Consider the following 15,108-nt stretch of genomic DNA (forward strand, 5'->3'; position numbering starts at 1 on the left):
CGACGTGGATGCCGCCCATGTTCCGGCCCCGCCCACGGCCCGACATGCGGTGGCACCGCCTGGCTGTGGAGCTCGGTGCCGCGCGGTGCCGGCTGCCGGGTGGAGGCCACCGGACTGTCATCCCCGAGGGGGCGGGATCCTGGCGTGCATAGTGCAGCACTTTCACCGGCCGCCGAGGACCGCGCGGCGGGGTGCGCCGGCCCTGGCAGCGGAAGGGGTTGGGCGATGGAGCGGCTGAAGCGCCGCCTGGATGGCTTGCCGGCTCTTCTCGGCGATTGTCGCCGCGTCCGCATCTGCGGTCTTCCCGCCCGTGGCGAGATGGAGGGATCGCTGCGGCTTGCGGGGCTGCGGTCCCTGCTTGCCGCGACGGGTTTCCCGGCCAGGATCGGGGAGTTCGGGCAGCCTGCGGGTCCGGCGGAGGCTGTCATTTGGCTCGGTGGAACGACAGAGGCGCTCCCTCGGCTCTGCGGACAGGCTCCCGTCCTGCTCTGGCCCGCGGAGGCCGGGACGGCGACGCTGGATCGCGCCGCCGGCCTTGCCAGGCCGCACTGGCTTCTCTGCCAGTCATTCGATGAGGCGCCGCCCCGGGCCGGGCTGCGCAGCATCGCGCTGCCCGACCCGGCTCATGCGCTTTGGGGTCTTCTCGACCATCATCCGCTTGCGACGGAAGAAGACCGCGTCCTGGATCTGTCGGGCGAGCGGCGCATGCACGCCGAACTCCCGCCCCCGACCGGTGGCGCATGGAAGAGAGCCGCAAGATGGGTTGCACTTGCGGGGCTGCCAAAGGCTCAGGCCGACCAGATCCACCGCCGCTGGCTCCTCGAGCGCTGGCGTCGGCTCCTCGTCGCCCACACCGGGCTGGCGACCGACAGCGTCGTCTGCAGCATCTTCGCCGCGCTGCTCGGGCGCGCGGTGCTTCCACGCAGCGCCGCTGTCGAGGCCTACTGGCGCGCATGGGCACCGGTCATCCTGGAGGGTGAGACGCGATGGTAAGAAGAGCCATAAAATCCGCCGCACCGCCGCCAACCAGGCAGACACCTTACCGCCCTGGTGGAGCCGGGCGGTCTGGCGGGGAACGCCCGCTTGGCTCTAGCGCTGAGCGCGGACGTCTCGGCCTGCTTCCAGTCATTCTCGAGTGCGCCGCTGCCGGGGTCTTCTCTCTCGCTTCCATGCTGGCCGCCGGGCGCGTGGTCGGCTTGCATGCGACGGGCGTCAGGTTGCGAAAGCGCAACTCTCGCACTTGCGACTTCGCGCGACGGGCTGGCCGCGGCATCAGGGGCCAACATCTGTGTTCAAGCATCATGCGACTTCGTGTCGGCTTCCTGGATGCCTTATGACCAGCGTGGCGTAACGGTGGCGCCGATGTGCGGGACGGCGCAGCCCCTTCATGGCCTCGCCTGTCTGGTGCTGGCGCACGATAATGCGAGGCAAGTTGCGCTGCTGTTGGAGTGGCTGGAGCGCCACGGCGCCCGCTGTTACGTGCATGTCGATGCACGCGCGGGCCATACGCTCACCGAGCTGGTGACACTCGCATCGCAAGGCAGCTGGGTTCTGTCGGCCGAGGAGAGCCACCGCGTGGAATGGGGCGGCTTCTCCATCGTAAGTGCGACTCTCGCGCTCATGCGCGTGGCACTGCAGGATGCACCCGGCACGCGAGCCATGCTCCTGCTCAGCGGCACGCACCTGCCCATCCGTGACGCTGCGGCCATCGGGGCCCGTCTGCTCGACGGACGTGAGCATATCGATCTCGCTTTCGCCGCATCGGAGGCGATGGACGAAAAGAGTCTGCGCCGATTCTGGTACCGATCTCTGCCCGGACGCGAGGAGCACCGGCCGATGCTGCGTTGGCTGAACCGGAACAATTGGCGGCTCGGCCGCCGAGACCTGGCGCGCGGCCTGCATGGCATGACCCCCATGGCCGGGAGCCAGTGGTGGTGCATCAGCGCTGACTGTGTCCGGCATATCCTCGCCTTTCTCGAGGCCAATGCCTGGTATGAGCGCTTCTTCCGCTACTCGTGCATCCCCGACGAGTCCTTCTTCCACACCCTGATCGGAGCCTCGGCTTTCGCCGCAAACCACGCGCCGTCACCGCTGTACCAGATGAAGAACGGTTACAGTCCGCGCGTGCTGACGGTCGCGGACATTCCGGCGGCGGCGGCGAGCGGCATGCCGTTCGCCCGCAAGTTCGACACCCGTGTGGATGCGGATGCAGTGCGCATGGCGCTGGAGATGGCCGACGGACGCTGCCCTTCACTGATGGCGGCTCTGGCATGAGAGGCGAGGAGCCGGCCCTGCTGCACGCTCCGTACCGGGCGGCGTGGTCCCACCCGCGTGCGCGCCGATTCCTGCGTGGCGCAGACGTGGATGACGGTGCGCAATCCCGAGCGGCGACGCCGATCACTTGTTGTCGCAGTTCCTTGGCCTCACCACTCGACCTGCGGCTTCGGCGGGGGGTGTTGCGCTATCGACTGCCGGAGCGGCTCGCCGCGGCCTTCGAGATCCACTCAGCCTCCTTTGATGAGGTTCCCATCGACCTGGACGGTGGGCCGCCTTGCGCTCCGACGGGTCTCTGCCAGCGTCACCATCCTGCCAGCGCCGTCACATACGTGGGTGTGGCGGGACCGGGTGCCGCAGCTTGCTCAGCCTGTGAACGCTGGACCCGAGTTGCCCGGACTGTATCCGGGCAACTCGGGTCCAGCCCATTCCGGGCCGGCGATTCACGTCCTGGCGTGCCCAACTGCGGTGTGCACACTCGATCGCGGGCTAGGAGCCTGTCCGAGAAAGCAGATTCGCGACAAAGGGCGACACAACCTTGCTCCTATAGCGCCTGTGAAAGTGAAAGCGGATACCGATGATAGCCTTCGTGTATCAAAATTGCTGACTGCGGTGTGGGCGAGGAATACTCGGACAGGCTCCTAGGCCGTGCGAGGTGCGCGACACGGAAAGCCCCGCTATGTCTGCGACCATCGCGAGGCTCGTCGCGGCGCAAGATCCGCGGTGATGCTGCAGTTCCCACCGATGGCACTCAGCCGGTCGCAGCCATGTGTCTCTGCGTTTTCGCGAGGATATAGTTTCATGGGCGACGCCATGATGCTCCGCGTCACACCCTCCCTCCCGCGCCGCCATCTGCCACTCGTCGAGAACTGCCGTGAGGGCGGCGTGCACCGCGAGCTTGTCCTCGCTACGCCTCGGCAATGAGGTCGCCGGCAGTAGCGGTTTGCCTCCCAACTTGCCGCCTAGGCGCGGCGTTGCGAGCAGATCCTGTCGATCGGCGCTCTTGCGGGGGAAGAGCGCGGGCCGTACCTATGCCGCCACCGCATAGGCGAATCCTGCTGTTCAGGCGTCTGTGCCACAACACTGGATGCCGGACAGCAGCCGGGCCGCTGTTCGCTGGCCGCAGCCGCGAGTTCGATACCGAACGCGCCGCTTCGCCGCCGCGCTCAACGACCTTCTCTCCTCCGGTCAGGACCAGGGCTGCGAGCGGTGGCTGCCCGCGCTGACGACCCGATCGACTCTGAGCCTTCCGACCGTCGGCGCTCCTGCACGAAGGGATGTGCGCGACCGGACTTCAGCAACTCGAAGGTTGCGAACGGTGCTTGAGCGGTGAGTCGAGATCGAATCGTTCGCGCCGCAGCGTGAGGCACCGCATGGACCTGACCCGAACGAGGCCGAAGACTGATGAGCAACGCGGCACGCACCGAGAGTGTGTGACGGTAGTTATCACCTGTTACAACCACGGGAGGTGGCTACCCGACGCCATCGGCAGCGTGATGATGCAGGATCACCAGCCGATCGAGACGATCGTCGTCGATGACGGATCGACAGATGACACAGCGGAGGTGTGCCGCCGCTTTCCGGGCATCCGGTACGTGCATCAGGAAAATGCGGGCCTTTCGGCTGCACGAAACCGAGGATTGCGGGAGGCGTCGGGCTCCCTCATCACCTTTCTCGATGCGGATGACCTTCTCATGCCGCACGCCATCAAGACGGGGGCGCGGCTGCTTGCGGAAAATCCCGACTGGGCCTTCGTCTTCGGCGGACACCGCGGCGTGGATGCGGATCGGCGGTCGCTCTGGGAGACGATCCCGGGACCGACGAACACCTCCTACGTGGAATTGTTGCGAGACAATCTTGTGGTGATGCACGCCACAGTGCTCTACCGGCGCCAACGACTGGAGGCAATCGGAGGGTTCGACGCCTCCTTGCGGGCGTCGGAGGATTACGACGTGTACCTCCGCCTCGCGCGCTCGGGTGCTTTCGGATGCCACGGGGAACTCGTAGCTGAGTATCGCCGCCACGGCTCGAACATGTCAGAGGATGCAGCTCGGATGCTCCGAAGCACCATGGAGGTGCTTGGAAGGCAAGTGCCGAGGAATGCGGTCGAAGCCGCGGCGCTAGGTGAGGGGATCGCTCACTTTCAACGAAGGTATGGTCTGCCTCTGGTGAAGCAGGCGATCAGGGACCTCGCGACCGCGAGGAGCGCGGAAAGGGCACTGAAGAATCTCGCCTTGGCGACGAAGCTCGCGCCCAAGGCGTTACTGCCGGCACTGTCGGACACTGTCGCAAGTGTGACTCGCCGGGCAGAACGATGGTTGCCACACCGGCTGCGCAGTGGGGTACGCCGCCGCCTTGGCCGCGGGCCGCTGACGCCGGGCTTCGGCCAGATCAACTGGGGTGACTTTCGACGGACGAGGCCGATAGAACCGCACTTCGGCTTCCAGAGAGGCAAGCCCATAGACCGGCACTACATTGAGGGCTTCCTCGCACGCCATGCTGCCGACATTGCGGGCCGCGTTCTCGAGATCGGTGACAACGACTACACGCTGAACTTCGGCGGCAGCCGAGTGAAACACAGCGATGTGCTCCACATTTCAGAAGGCGCGCCGAAGGCCACAATCGTCGGAGACCTTGCGAACGCAGCGCACATTCCGAACGAGACCTTCGACTGTTTGGTGCTGACGCAGACACTGCACCTGATCTTCGACATGCCTGCGGCGATCCGGACAATCCACCGCATCCTGCGGCCCGGGGGGGTCGTCCTTATCACGGTGCCGGGCATCACCCAGATAGACCGGGACGAATGGCGCGACACCTGGTACTGGTCGCTGACAGCAACGGCGCTGCGGTGTCTGCTCGCGGAAGGCTGGTCCGAAGTGGACGTCGAGACCCACGGAAACGTGCTAAGCGCGCTCGCCTTCCTGCATGGCATCGCGACTGCCGAGTTAGCGCCGGAAGAGCTGGCGGTGCAGGATGACGCCTACCCGGTCATCGTGGCAGCCCGCGCCGTGAAGGCCGGTTCGGAGAGGCTGTGATGAGGCGCCCGCGCCTTGGCCTCCGCCGGCTGGCCCGGCGAACGGCATGGCGGATGTCGGGTCGGCGTCTCGTTCTCACGTATCACCGGGTCGCGCGACCGCAGCACGACCCCTGGGCCTTGGCCGTCGCACCGGAGCGCTTCGACGAGCAGCTTTCGGTGCTGCGCAAGCATTGCGTTGTTATGTCGCTTGGACGAATGCTTGACGAACTGCGCGCGGGAACACTGGTCCGAAACGCCGTCGCCGTGACGTTCGATGACGGCTACGCCGACAATCTGCATTCAGCGATACCGATGCTGGAACGGCACGAGGTGCCGGCGACATTCTTCCTCAGCCCCGGGCTCCTCGATGGAAAGAGCTCGTTCTGGTGGGACGAACTCGGCTGGATACTTCTCCGCGGACATGCGCTTCCGGAACATCTGGAGCTCAGCATCGAGGGAACGACCATCCGCCGGGTGCGGCCAGGCCAGGAGACGGTGCAGCGTCCGTCGCCAGGCACGTGGCGAGGGTGGGAACCCACGACCGAGCCAACCGAGGACCTTTATCTCGATCTTTGGAAGGTGCTGAAGCCACTGCGGCGCGACATGCAAGCGCGGCTGCTTTCGGAACTTCGGGCCTGGGCTGGCATGCGGGAGCCCGCACCCGTGGATGCCCGATCGCTGACATTGGAGGAGGCAGCGAGGCTGGCGAATCATCCCCTCGCGGAGATCGGCGCCCACACCCTCACGCATCCGACGCTTCCCGCCCATGACGGGGCGACAAAGCGCGCCGAGATCGCGGGGAGCAAGCAGGCCTGTGAGGACATCGCTGGCCGGGCCGTCAGGAACTTCTCCTACCCCTATGGAGATCGCGATGCGGAGACCGTGTGTCTGGTCCGCGAGGCGGGTTTCGAGAATGCCCTTACGACCGAGTCGCGGCCCGTCCGCCGCCACCATCAGCTACAACACCTGCCGCGCATCCAGATGCGCGACTGGAACGGGGCCGAGTTCGAGCGATCCCTTTTGACAGGCGAACTCTGATGGCCGGAGGAACAATGCAGCGGACGCCTCTTTTCAGCGTGATCACGCCCTTCATGAACGTCGGCCCCTATCTCGGCGAGGCGATCGAGAGCGTCCTCGCCCAGACCATGGATGACTGGGAGCTCCTTCTCGTGGATGACGGCTCCACGGACGAGGGGAGTGCAGTCGCTCGCGGGTATGCCGAGAAATATCCCGATCGTATCCGTGTGCTCGAGCATCCCGGACATGCTAATCGCGGGATCAGTGCCTCCCGCAATCTGGGGCGGCAGCACGCGCGGGGACGCTGGCTGGCCTCCCTCGACGGCGATGATGTGTTGGTTCCAAGCAAGCTCGAGGAGCAAGCAAGGATAATCGCCGAGCACCCGGAGGTCGGGCTCGTCATGGGCTCCTACCGCATGTGGTACAGCTGGAGAGCCGACGCGCAGGGTGAGGACTACGTGATAAAGGTCGGCGCCCCCCAGGACACGGTGATCGAGCCGCCGCGGCTTCTGGAGTTGCTCTATCCTCTCGGGCAAGGGACGTCGCCATCGATGAACGGCGTTCTCGTGCGCGCGGACGTCGCCGAGAAGGTCGGCGGTTGGGAGGACAGCTTTCGCAACGCGTACGAGGACCAGGCCTTCCTCACGAAGCTCTACCTCGTGACGCCTGCCTACGTTTCCTCCTCGTGCTGGGACGACTATCGGCAGCGGCCGGGCTCCTGCACGGAGGTCGATCTCGGCGGCGAGGGTTATGATCGAAACCGCAGATTCTACCTGGAATGGTTCGAGACATACCTGAAGGACCAGGGTCTTGTCGGCGGGCGAGCCTGGCAGGACCTGCAGCGGGCGCTCCTTCCGTACCGTCATCCTTCGGTGGCAGCGCGCGCCAAGCGGGTCGTGCGGGTTGGCCGACGCGCGCTCGGTTGGGTCGCCCGCAGGGTCGGAGCACGCTGATGAGTATTTCCGGGCGGTACCGAAGGAGGCGAGCCCGCCTTGATGCACGGCCGGCGACAGGCTCCGAAGCGCATGCCCTGGTGCTGGCGGCGGTTCGCGGCCGCTTCCCGTGGCCGCCTGGCATCTGAGCAATGCGGCTGCCATCGAAGATTCTTGGCATCGAGCGCCACCACTTCAGGAGCCTCATCGCGGTCACGCGCGGCTATTGGTGGTCGGCGCCGGTGCTCATCGGCCTGGGAGTCCTCAGCGCGCTGACGGAAGGCCTGGGCATCGGCCTGATGATCCCGCTCTTCGCCGCGATCTTTGGCCAGGGGGAGGAAGGCGGCCGGATTGGAGAGATCGCGGGACGGGTGGCTTACGGGTTGTCGGAAAGCGAGCGGGTGGCGCTGCTGATCGGCCTCATCCTGCTGCTTGCGGGCGTGCGCGCAGCGGTGCTGTTCGCATACGACGCCATCGCGGTGCGCATTGTCGGGCGCATCACGCACCGGCTCAGAATGGTCCTCTTTCGGCAGTTGCTCGACGTTGGCTACGCGTATTTCGCGACCCGTGACCGGGGCCGGCTCTTCGACATTCTCCGGCGCGAGACATGGCTCGCCGGTGAGCTTCTGATGTCCGTCTCGAAGATGCTGAGCAGCCTCTGCACCATCGTCGTGTTCAGCGCCCTGCTCTTGGTGATCTCGCCGGCGCTCACGCTCGCAGGCGCTCTTGGGGCGGCGGTGATCGCACTCGTCGTCCGCTTCGTCGCCCACCGCATGCACCACCTTGGAGCAGCAACAGTGGCGCCTGGCGCACTCCTCTCCCGGCGCGCCATGGAAGTCATCGCCAGCATGAGAACGATCCGGCTTTTCGGTCAGGAACAAGCCGCGCTGGACCGTTTTGAGCACGCATCGGAGGGCGACAGGGTAGCGGCCGAGCGGGTTGATATGGGGCGCGCGATGATCCAGCCCCTGACGGAACTGCTCTACGCGCCGCTCTTCCTCGGAATCCTGCTGGGTGCCTGGGCGTCCGGCATGAGCTTCGCAACCCTGGTCGGCTACATGGTTCTTCTCTACAGGCTCCAGCCGCACGCGCGGCGGCTCGACCACCTGCGGGTCGAACTCGCCGGGCAAATTCCCGTCGTCGAGCACATCCTGGCGCTGATGCGACGGGACGATAAGCCCTACCTCCCGAACGGGACGCGGCCATTCCGCACGCTCCGCCGGGGTATCCGCTTCGAGGAAGTCGGGTTTTCCTACGGCGAGGATGGCGAGGTGAAGCAGGCCATCTCGGACGTGTCATTAGAGATCCGGAAGAACAGGGTGACCGCCATCGTTGGGGAGTCGGGATCCGGCAAGAGCACCGTCGTGAACCTCCTGTTCCGGCTCCACGATCCTCTGGTCGGTCGGATCACGGTGGACGGCGTGTCGCTTACGGAGCTCGATCTCGCGGATTGGCGGAGCCGCCTCGCCTTCTCCGGGCAGGACACCGAGTTGATCGGAGACACCATTATGGAAGCGGTCTGCTTCGGGCGGCCCGAAGCAACCAGGCAGGAGGCCGAGGAAGCGGCCCACGCGGCGCATGCGACGGACTTCATCGAGAATCTGCCTCAAGGTTGGGACACGCCGATTGGCGACGGAGGGCTCCGCCTTTCAGCCGGACAGCGTCAACGGATCGCACTCGCGCGCGCCTTGCTCTGCGAGCCGGAGATCCTCGTCCTCGACGAGGCCACGAGCGCTCTGGACTCCTTTTCCGAGAGCCTCGTGCAGGACGCTCTGAAGCGGCTTTCGGGCAAGACAACGATGCTCGTGATCGCGCACAGGCTGAGCACAATCCGAGATGCCGACCACGTCGTCGTGATGCAGGCCGGTCGCATCATCGAGCACGGAGAGCCACGCGATCTGCTCCGGCAAGAGGCAGGGGCGTTCTCGCGGCTGTGGCGCCTACAGAGCGAGGCGTTTGACGCGAGCGCTTGATTGAGAGCGTCGTGCGGTTAATCCGGCGCGCAGCCAGCGGTTCTGAAATAGTTCCAGCATTCGTCTGGTTCGTAGAGATTGCAGATGTCACCGATGGCGGCGATCAGGCGGTCGAAGGTTCGAGCTGCAGCCTTTCGTAGGTGCGACTTGAGCTTGGCGAACGCCATCTCGATCGGGTTCAGGTCGGGCGAGTACTGCGGCATGAAGAGGAACCATGCGCCGCGGCGCCGCAAGGCGGCCTTGGCGACGGCGCTGTTTGGACGGAGAGGTTGTCGACGATCACGACATCGCCGCGCGCAAGCGTCGGGGCGAGTTGGGTCTCGATGTAGGTGTTGAAGGCGGCGCGGTTGATCGGGCCGTCGATCACCCAGGGCGCCACCAGGCGATCGGCACGCAGCCCGGCGATGAAGGTTTGCGTGCCCCACTTCGCATGGGGAGCACGCGCGCGCAGCCGCTGCCCCCGGCGAGCGCGGCGGCGAAGGCGCGTCATCTTGGTGTTGAGTATCCGTCCGGCGACGGCCGCCTACTGGGATGGCGCTGAACCTGCCTTGTGTTCCTACGGGCGTTCTTTGGAGCGCCGTTAAGGACGGAGGCGGCTGGCGTGGTGGAGATCATCACCGGTGTGGAGCGGCGCCGCCATTGGCGGCCCGAGGAGAAACTGCGGATCCTCGCCGAGTTAGGCGAGCCGGGTGCGAAGTTCGTCGATGTGGCGCGCCGGCACGAGGTGAGCCGCGGCCTGCTGTGGCAATGGCGGGACGCGCAGCGGCGCGGGACGTTGGTGGCGGAGGAGGCGAGCTCCGTGCCGGTGCGCGTCGTGCCGGAGTTGCCAGCGCCGGCGTCGGCAGCGGGCTCGGGCGCATCTTCACCCTGCGCCGATCCTGTCGAACGCGACGACCGGATCGAGATCGTGCTGCCGGACGGCACCGCGCTGCGTGTTCCGGAGACGGTCGGCAGCACGGCGCTGCGTCGCGTGCTGGCGGCGCTGCGCGGATGATCCCGGTCCCCTCCGGCGTTCGGGTCTGGCTGGCGGTGGGCCACACCGACATGCGGCGCGGTATGAACAGCCTGGCGCTGCAGGTGCAGCAGGCGCTCGGGCGCGGCCCGCACGGCGGCGATCTCTACGTTTTTCGTGGCCGTCGCGGCGATCGCGAGACATTCTGCATCTTCTCCGTCAGAGGCCGGGGAGGCGCATGGCCTCATCCCGTTGCCAATGCTGGCAATTGGTTGGACGGCGGTTCTTCACCGCCTGCACTCCGGCGCGCACGGCCTCGGTGTCGAGTGCGGCGAGTGGGACCTTCCAGGGCGCCGAGTGCATCACCTGTGACGCGGGCAGCGTTCCCTCGCGGATGAGCCGGTGCACCGAGCCGACGCAGATGCCGAGGCGATGCGCTGCCTTCTGGACGGAGATGGTCGGCTCGACGTCGCTTCCAGGTGCATGCTCGGGTATGCCAAGGCGCAAGCGGAGCTCGCGGACCCGCACCGCCGTCCAGGTCTCGCCGTCGGCCGTGCGGCAGTGCATGCGGTTGAGCGCGACCGCGACCTCCCGATCCGGCCACTCGGGCGCGAGGCGGCGTAGCGCTTCGACGGGGCAGCGCGTCCGGTCGACTGGGTAACGGCCCGTCCTCACTCGGGCAACGCGGATCTCGCTATGCCGCCCGCCGGCCCAATGCACGATGAGCACCGCCTCGTTCGCCGCATCGTCGAGGTCGATGACGGCTTCCTGGACGACGCTGTGGACGAGCCGCTGCCTGGTGCGTGCGTCGGCGGTCGGCGCGTTCCATGCGGCTGGCAGGTCGTGGGCGAGGCGTAGCAGGGCCTCCCGGTCCACCCGCGGGCGCGCCGACGCTTCGGCGCGCAGCTCGGCGATGCGCCGCTCGAGCGCCGCTACACGCTCGAGGGCGGCATTCCAGCGCGTCTCGAGTTCGCGCGCGACGTGCCGCTTGGCCGGGTCGACCAGATCGTGCCGTCGGGCCGCGAGGGAGGCGTCGTAGCGGGCCGCCTCCAGGTCTCTCCCGAGCGCCTCGCGGACCGCGGTATCCGCCTCCATCGCCCGGTCAGCCGCGAGCATGGCCGCCTCGACAGCGTGGCCCGACACGGCCTCGATCAGCGCATCGGCGATCGCGCGATCCACGCGCACGCCGCCGATGCCGATGCACAGACCCGCCCCGACATGGGCGTCGTCACCGCGGCATTGGTATCTGTGCGCGTGTCCCGAGGCCATCCCGTAGAACACCCGCATCATGCGGCCGCACCGCCCGCATCGGACGAGGCCCGTCAGGAGCGCACGACCGCCGCGCGCGGCCTTGCGTGAGGCACGCCGCTGCATGTGGGCGTTCTCCAGGAAGGTCCTCTGGTTCTCCTCGAACTCAGTCCAGGTGATGTAGCCCTCGTGGTTGTCCCGGATGAGCGCTCCCCACTCTGCCATCGGCCGGTCGTGCCCGCTCGTCTTGCGCGCGCGGCCGCCCTCGACACGGACGCGGCTGCCGCGGCGTGCGAACGCGTAGGCGCCCGCGTAGATCGGGTTGTGCAGGACCTGCACGACGGTGTGGTAAGCGGGCGCCCGCCAGGTGATCCGGTAGGCGGCGACGTTGCGCCTCACGACAGGGAGGGTCACCCCTGCACCGCGTGCCCAGAGGAACAGCTGGCGGGCACTGCCGAGTTCGCGGTACTTCGCGAACACCATGCGGATCGCACCCGAGACCCGCTCGTCTGGATCGATCTCAATTCGCCCGTCCTCGCTCCAGACGTAGCCAGGCGGCAGGGTGAACCGCAGCGCCCCGCGCCGGGCCTTGCCGTCACGCGCCTCGAGCCCGCGCTGGCGCAGGAGGGAGAGTTCGTACTCGGACATCGTCCCCTTGAGCCCCAGCAGGAGCCGGTCGTTGACGAGGCGAGGATCGTAGGTGCCGTCCGGGTCGATCACCAGCGCTCCGGCGAGGGCGCAGAGGTCGACGAGGTGATGCCAGTCGCGCCCGTTCCGGGCGAGGCGGGATGCCTCGATGCAATATACGGCGCCGACCGACCCGGTGCATACGGCTGTGACAAGCCTCTGAAACCCCGGCCGCTCGGCGAGACCGGAGCCGGAGCGGCCGAGATCGTCGTCGATCACCGCCACCGTCGCGAACCCCGCGGCACGCGCCGCATCCGCGAGGGCATACTGGCGTCGCTGGCTCTCCGTGTTGCCGAGCACCTGCGCCATGGTGGACTGGCGGACGTAGACGACCGCGCTGCGGACAAGGTGGTCAGCGGTGATCCTGCTCATCGCCGGCCTCCTCCGTTGCGCGGACGACGACGCGGCCGGCCGCCTCGAGCAGGAGCTCCGCGAGGGTCGCCATCGCCGCCTCCGGCAGGATCGGCACGGGCGACGGTGGCGGTGGCGCCAGAGCGAGGGAGAGCTGCGCCCGTGCGGGCGTGCGACTCGGCATCTGAGGCCTCCTCGATTGTCGGGACCTCCGATGCTGGAGGAGACCCGGCGCTCCTGCTCGTCGCATCGAGGAGAGCGCGGAGGCGGATCAGCGCATCGACCTCTACGAGCGGCGGCCCGATTGGCGTCATCCCGATGCACGCGGCCTCGTCGCACATCCAGGCAGGTATGACGCGGCTGACCCCCGCGCGCTCCTCCAACCAGAGAATACCGAACCCGTCCCGCGTCAGGCGCTGCGTGACCCGCAGCCGTCTCCCATGCAGTGGGTGCCACGGGTAGTGCACCCGTGCCGTCGCAAAACGGTAGGCGGAATCACGCTCGGTCTGGGGACCTGGTCAAGGTCATCTGGCACGACGGCATCGGCATGTCGCTCTACGCCAAGCGGCTGGAGCGCGGGCGCTTCCTGTGGCCTTCGCCGGCGGATGGCTGCGTGGCGATCTCCGGCGCGCAATTGGCCTACATGCTGGACGGGATCGACTGGCGGAACCCGCAGCGGACCTGGCGGCCTGAGGTCGTCGGATAATGCGCCGAGGCTGAGCATTTCCGCTGGTTTCGGCACGCGAGCTGTGATTCGATTCACCACGTGCCGACCGAGCCGGACATCCCGCCCGACGACATCTCCGCGCTGCGCGCCGCGCTCGCGGCTGCGGAGTTGGCGCGGCAGGAGGCCGAGGCGCGAGCGGCCGGTGCCGAGGCGATGGTGGCGCATCTCAAGCTGCTCATCGCCAAGCTCAAGCATGACCGCTTCGGCGCCTCGTCGGAGCGCAGCCGCAAGCTGATCGACCAGCTTGAGCTGGAACTCGGCGAGTTGGTCGCCGCCACCAGCGAGGATGCAGCCAAGGCGGAGAACGCCGCGTCTGGTCGGCGGCACCGGCACGGGCAAGACGCATCTGGCCATCGGTATCGCCCGCGCGCTGATCCGTGGCGGCGCCCGCGGCCGGTTCTACAACGTCGTCGGCCTGGTGAACCGGCTCGAGGCAGAGAGCCGTGGCGGGCGCGGCGGCCGGCTGGCGGACCACCTCTGCCGGCTGGACTTCGTCCTCCTCAACGAGCTCGGCTACCGGCCGTTCGCGCTCTCCGGCGGGCAGCTGCTGTTCCACCTGGTCAGCCGCCTCTACGAGCAGACCTCGGTCATCGTCACCACCAACCTCGCATTCGGCGAATGGCCGAGCGTGTTCGGCGACGCCAAGATGACCACGGCGCTGCTCGACCGCCTGACGCATCACTGCGACATCGTCGAAACCGGCAACGAGAGCTGGCGGTTCAAGAACCGCGCCTGACCACCCCGACAATCGCCGCCGCCCCGGCCCGGGCGGCCGTCCATCCGCCTACGGCTGCGGCACGACCGCCCGGGCCGCGCATCAGCACGCCAGCTGACCAGCCCCCATCGAGCGGTCCGAGTGGAATTTTAGTGGGCGATCGCGGCCGGGCCTGCTCCTGAGCTGCCTTGCGACCTGGTCACTGGGGCCGTCTCCGGCGCGGGTGGGCGGTATCCCAGTGCCGAGTGCGGGCGGTCCGATTGTAGTGCTGCCGCCATTCTTCGATCAGCACCTACGCCCCGCGGAGGGTGTTGAACACCTCCCCGTTCAGTAGCTCGTCAGTCGTGAACAACGCTGAAGTCCTTGGAATTCCGCGGCTTTCTGGCCACTGGAAGTATTCGCGATTGCAAGGTGCGTGTCCGGACCGGCCGAAAACCTTGCAAAACCGAAGCCCTGTTGAAGCTGCCGCGGCGGCGTGATTCCCTCGGCGCGTCGCCGCGCAGGAGCACGCCGATGCCGCCGAGATCGCCGCCGCCCGAGCAGCCCGAACTGTTCCGCTCGGCCCTGCTGAACCTCGTCGATCGCCGCCATTCCCTGGTGCGCCTCGCCGGCCTGATCGCCTGGGAGCGCTTCGCCACCGCCTTCGGCCTGCTCTATCGCGACGGCGTCGGCCGGCCCGGGCTGCCGACCCACCTCATGGTCGGCCTGCACCTGATCAAGCACATGGACGGCCTCTCCGACGAAGCGGTCTGCGCGCGCTTCCTCGACAGCCCCTACGTCCAGCTCTTCTGCGACGAGACCCACTTCCAGCACGCCCTGCCGCTCGACCGCTCCTCGATGACCCGCTGGCGCCAGCGCATCGGGCCCGAGCGGCTCGAACTGCTGCTGGTCGAGACGCTCGCCGCCGCGCAGCGCGCCGGGGCCGCCGAGCCGAAGCACTTCGAGCGCGTCAGCATCGACACCACCGTCCAGCCCAAGGCGGTGACGCACCCCACCGACAGCAAGCTGATCCACCGCGGCGTCGAGATCCTCGGACGTCTCGCGCGCCAGCACGGCGTCGCGCTGCGTCAGTCCTACGTGCGCGTCTCCACCCGCGCCCGGCGCGAGATCGCTCCCTGAACCGCCCCGGGTTTGTCGGAGGCCCCACGGATTGAGAGGATGGGGTCATGACGAAGAAGACATCGAACCGGTTTTCGCCTGAGGTCCGGCAGCG

General features: G+C 67.5%; 11 protein-coding genes and 5 pseudogenes. 12 read left to right on the top strand and 4 right to left on the bottom strand.

The features are described 5' to 3' along the window. The first annotated feature begins 225 nt into the window (after nucleotides 1-225). The 6 genes from ACESM1_RS29200 to ACESM1_RS29225 all read left to right on the top strand — a co-directional run bounded on the left by ACESM1_RS29200 (nucleotide 226) and on the right by ACESM1_RS29225 (nucleotide 9,215). On the top strand, nucleotides 226-993 hold the full coding sequence (locus ACESM1_RS29200) for a hypothetical protein (protein WP_372624743.1): 768 nt from the start codon (nucleotides 226-228) through the stop codon (nucleotides 991-993). A 333-nt stretch (nucleotides 994-1,326) separates the two neighbouring features. Then, nucleotides 1,327-2,274, top strand: a complete 948-nt coding sequence (locus tag ACESM1_RS29205; RefSeq protein ID WP_372624744.1) for a beta-1,6-N-acetylglucosaminyltransferase — start codon at nucleotides 1,327-1,329, stop codon at nucleotides 2,272-2,274. Nucleotides 2,275-3,647: 1,373 nt separating this feature from the next. Continuing rightward, the gene (locus ACESM1_RS29210; RefSeq protein WP_372624745.1) at nucleotides 3,648-5,312 is read left to right on the top strand and encodes a glycosyltransferase; all 1,665 of its coding nucleotides are present in this window, start codon (nucleotides 3,648-3,650) and stop codon (nucleotides 5,310-5,312) included. A 119-nt stretch (nucleotides 5,313-5,431) separates the two neighbouring features. Then, complete coding sequence (locus tag ACESM1_RS29215) at nucleotides 5,432-6,331, top strand: polysaccharide deacetylase family protein (RefSeq protein ID WP_372624746.1); 900 nt, start codon at nucleotides 5,432-5,434, stop codon at nucleotides 6,329-6,331. 14 nt (nucleotides 6,332-6,345) lie between these two features. Beyond that, a complete protein-coding gene (locus tag ACESM1_RS29220; RefSeq protein ID WP_372624747.1) occupies nucleotides 6,346-7,263 on the top strand; it encodes a glycosyltransferase family 2 protein in 918 nt (305 codons plus the stop codon). A gap of 131 nt (nucleotides 7,264-7,394) precedes the next feature. Next, on the top strand, nucleotides 7,395-9,215 hold the full coding sequence (locus ACESM1_RS29225; RefSeq protein ID WP_372624748.1) for an ABC transporter ATP-binding protein: 1,821 nt from the start codon (nucleotides 7,395-7,397) through the stop codon (nucleotides 9,213-9,215). Between the two features lie 17 nt (nucleotides 9,216-9,232). On the opposite strand, the pseudogene ACESM1_RS29230 reads toward ACESM1_RS29225, so the two are convergent. Further along, nucleotides 9,233-9,705: pseudogene (locus ACESM1_RS29230) on the bottom strand (IS630 family transposase). 111 nt (nucleotides 9,706-9,816) lie between these two features. Between ACESM1_RS29230 and tnpA the strand changes: the two are divergent. Both tnpA and tnpB (ACESM1_RS29240) read left to right on the top strand, forming a co-directional pair. Further along, nucleotides 9,817-10,209 carry an IS66-like element accessory protein TnpA gene (gene tnpA / locus ACESM1_RS29235; RefSeq protein ID WP_372624749.1) on the top strand — a complete coding sequence of 131 codons (393 nt, stop codon included), beginning with the start codon at nucleotides 9,817-9,819 and terminating at the stop codon, nucleotides 10,207-10,209. Further along, nucleotides 10,206-10,352, top strand: a pseudogene (gene tnpB / locus ACESM1_RS29240) (IS66 family insertion sequence element accessory protein TnpB); the annotation flags it as partial. The gene tnpA and the pseudogene tnpB (ACESM1_RS29240), both read left to right, overlap by 4 nt. Before the next feature lie 34 nt (nucleotides 10,353-10,386). On the opposite strand, the gene ACESM1_RS29245 reads toward tnpB (ACESM1_RS29240), so the two are convergent. Beyond that, entirely contained in the window at nucleotides 10,387-12,474 is a 2,088-nt protein-coding gene (locus ACESM1_RS29245; protein ID WP_372624750.1) for a recombinase family protein, read from the bottom strand. Next, nucleotides 12,455-12,637: a hypothetical protein gene (locus ACESM1_RS29250; protein WP_372624751.1), complete on the bottom strand. Its 183-nt coding sequence runs from the start codon at nucleotides 12,635-12,637 to the stop codon at nucleotides 12,455-12,457. Before ACESM1_RS29250 ends, ACESM1_RS29245 begins: the two co-directional genes overlap by 20 nt. A gap of 285 nt (nucleotides 12,638-12,922) precedes the next feature. Between ACESM1_RS29250 and tnpB (ACESM1_RS29255) the strand changes: the two genes are divergently transcribed. The 3 genes and pseudogenes from tnpB (ACESM1_RS29255) to ACESM1_RS29265 form a co-directional block, all read left to right on the top strand. Beyond that, on the top strand, nucleotides 12,923-13,159 hold the full coding sequence (gene tnpB / locus ACESM1_RS29255) for an IS66 family insertion sequence element accessory protein TnpB (RefSeq protein ID WP_372624752.1): 237 nt from the start codon (nucleotides 12,923-12,925) through the stop codon (nucleotides 13,157-13,159). A gap of 174 nt (nucleotides 13,160-13,333) precedes the next feature. After that, nucleotides 13,334-13,450, top strand: a pseudogene (locus ACESM1_RS29260) (transposase domain-containing protein); the annotation flags it as partial. Between the two features lie 28 nt (nucleotides 13,451-13,478). Next, a pseudogene (locus tag ACESM1_RS29265) lies at nucleotides 13,479-13,916 on the top strand (ATP-binding protein); the annotation flags it as partial. A 128-nt stretch (nucleotides 13,917-14,044) separates the two neighbouring features. On the opposite strand, the pseudogene ACESM1_RS29270 reads toward ACESM1_RS29265, so the two are convergent. Continuing rightward, a pseudogene (locus ACESM1_RS29270) lies at nucleotides 14,045-14,235 on the bottom strand (integrase core domain-containing protein); the annotation flags it as partial. Between the two features lie 173 nt (nucleotides 14,236-14,408). Between ACESM1_RS29270 and ACESM1_RS29275 the strand changes: the two are divergent. Beyond that, complete coding sequence (locus ACESM1_RS29275; RefSeq protein WP_372624753.1) at nucleotides 14,409-15,014, top strand: transposase; 606 nt, start codon at nucleotides 14,409-14,411, stop codon at nucleotides 15,012-15,014. Nucleotides 15,015-15,108: the final 94 nt, after the last annotated feature.

Origin of the sequence: Falsiroseomonas sp. (assembly GCF_041690465.1) — a bacterium.
Lineage (GTDB): Bacteria > Pseudomonadota > Alphaproteobacteria > Acetobacterales > Acetobacteraceae > Falsiroseomonas.

Bases quoted from the DNA above. Each gene is read 5' to 3' on its own strand.
- ACESM1_RS29275 (WP_372624753.1), top strand. From the start codon at position 14,409: ATGCCGCCGAGATCGCCGCCGCCCGAGCAGCCCGAACTGTTCCGCTCG.
- ACESM1_RS29210 (WP_372624745.1), top strand. From the start codon at position 3,648: ATGGACCTGACCCGAACGAGGCCGAAGACTGATGAGCAACGCGGCACG.
- ACESM1_RS29200 (WP_372624743.1), top strand. From the start codon at position 226: ATGGAGCGGCTGAAGCGCCGCCTGGATGGCTTGCCGGCTCTTCTCGGC.
- ACESM1_RS29250 (WP_372624751.1), bottom strand. From the start codon at position 12,637: ATGCCGAGTCGCACGCCCGCACGGGCGCAGCTCTCCCTCGCTCTGGCG.
- ACESM1_RS29220 (WP_372624747.1), top strand. From the start codon at position 6,346: ATGCAGCGGACGCCTCTTTTCAGCGTGATCACGCCCTTCATGAACGTC.
- ACESM1_RS29205 (WP_372624744.1), top strand. From the start codon at position 1,327: ATGCCTTATGACCAGCGTGGCGTAACGGTGGCGCCGATGTGCGGGACG.
- ACESM1_RS29225 (WP_372624748.1), top strand. From the start codon at position 7,395: ATGCGGCTGCCATCGAAGATTCTTGGCATCGAGCGCCACCACTTCAGG.
- ACESM1_RS29245 (WP_372624750.1), bottom strand. From the start codon at position 12,474: ATGAGCAGGATCACCGCTGACCACCTTGTCCGCAGCGCGGTCGTCTAC.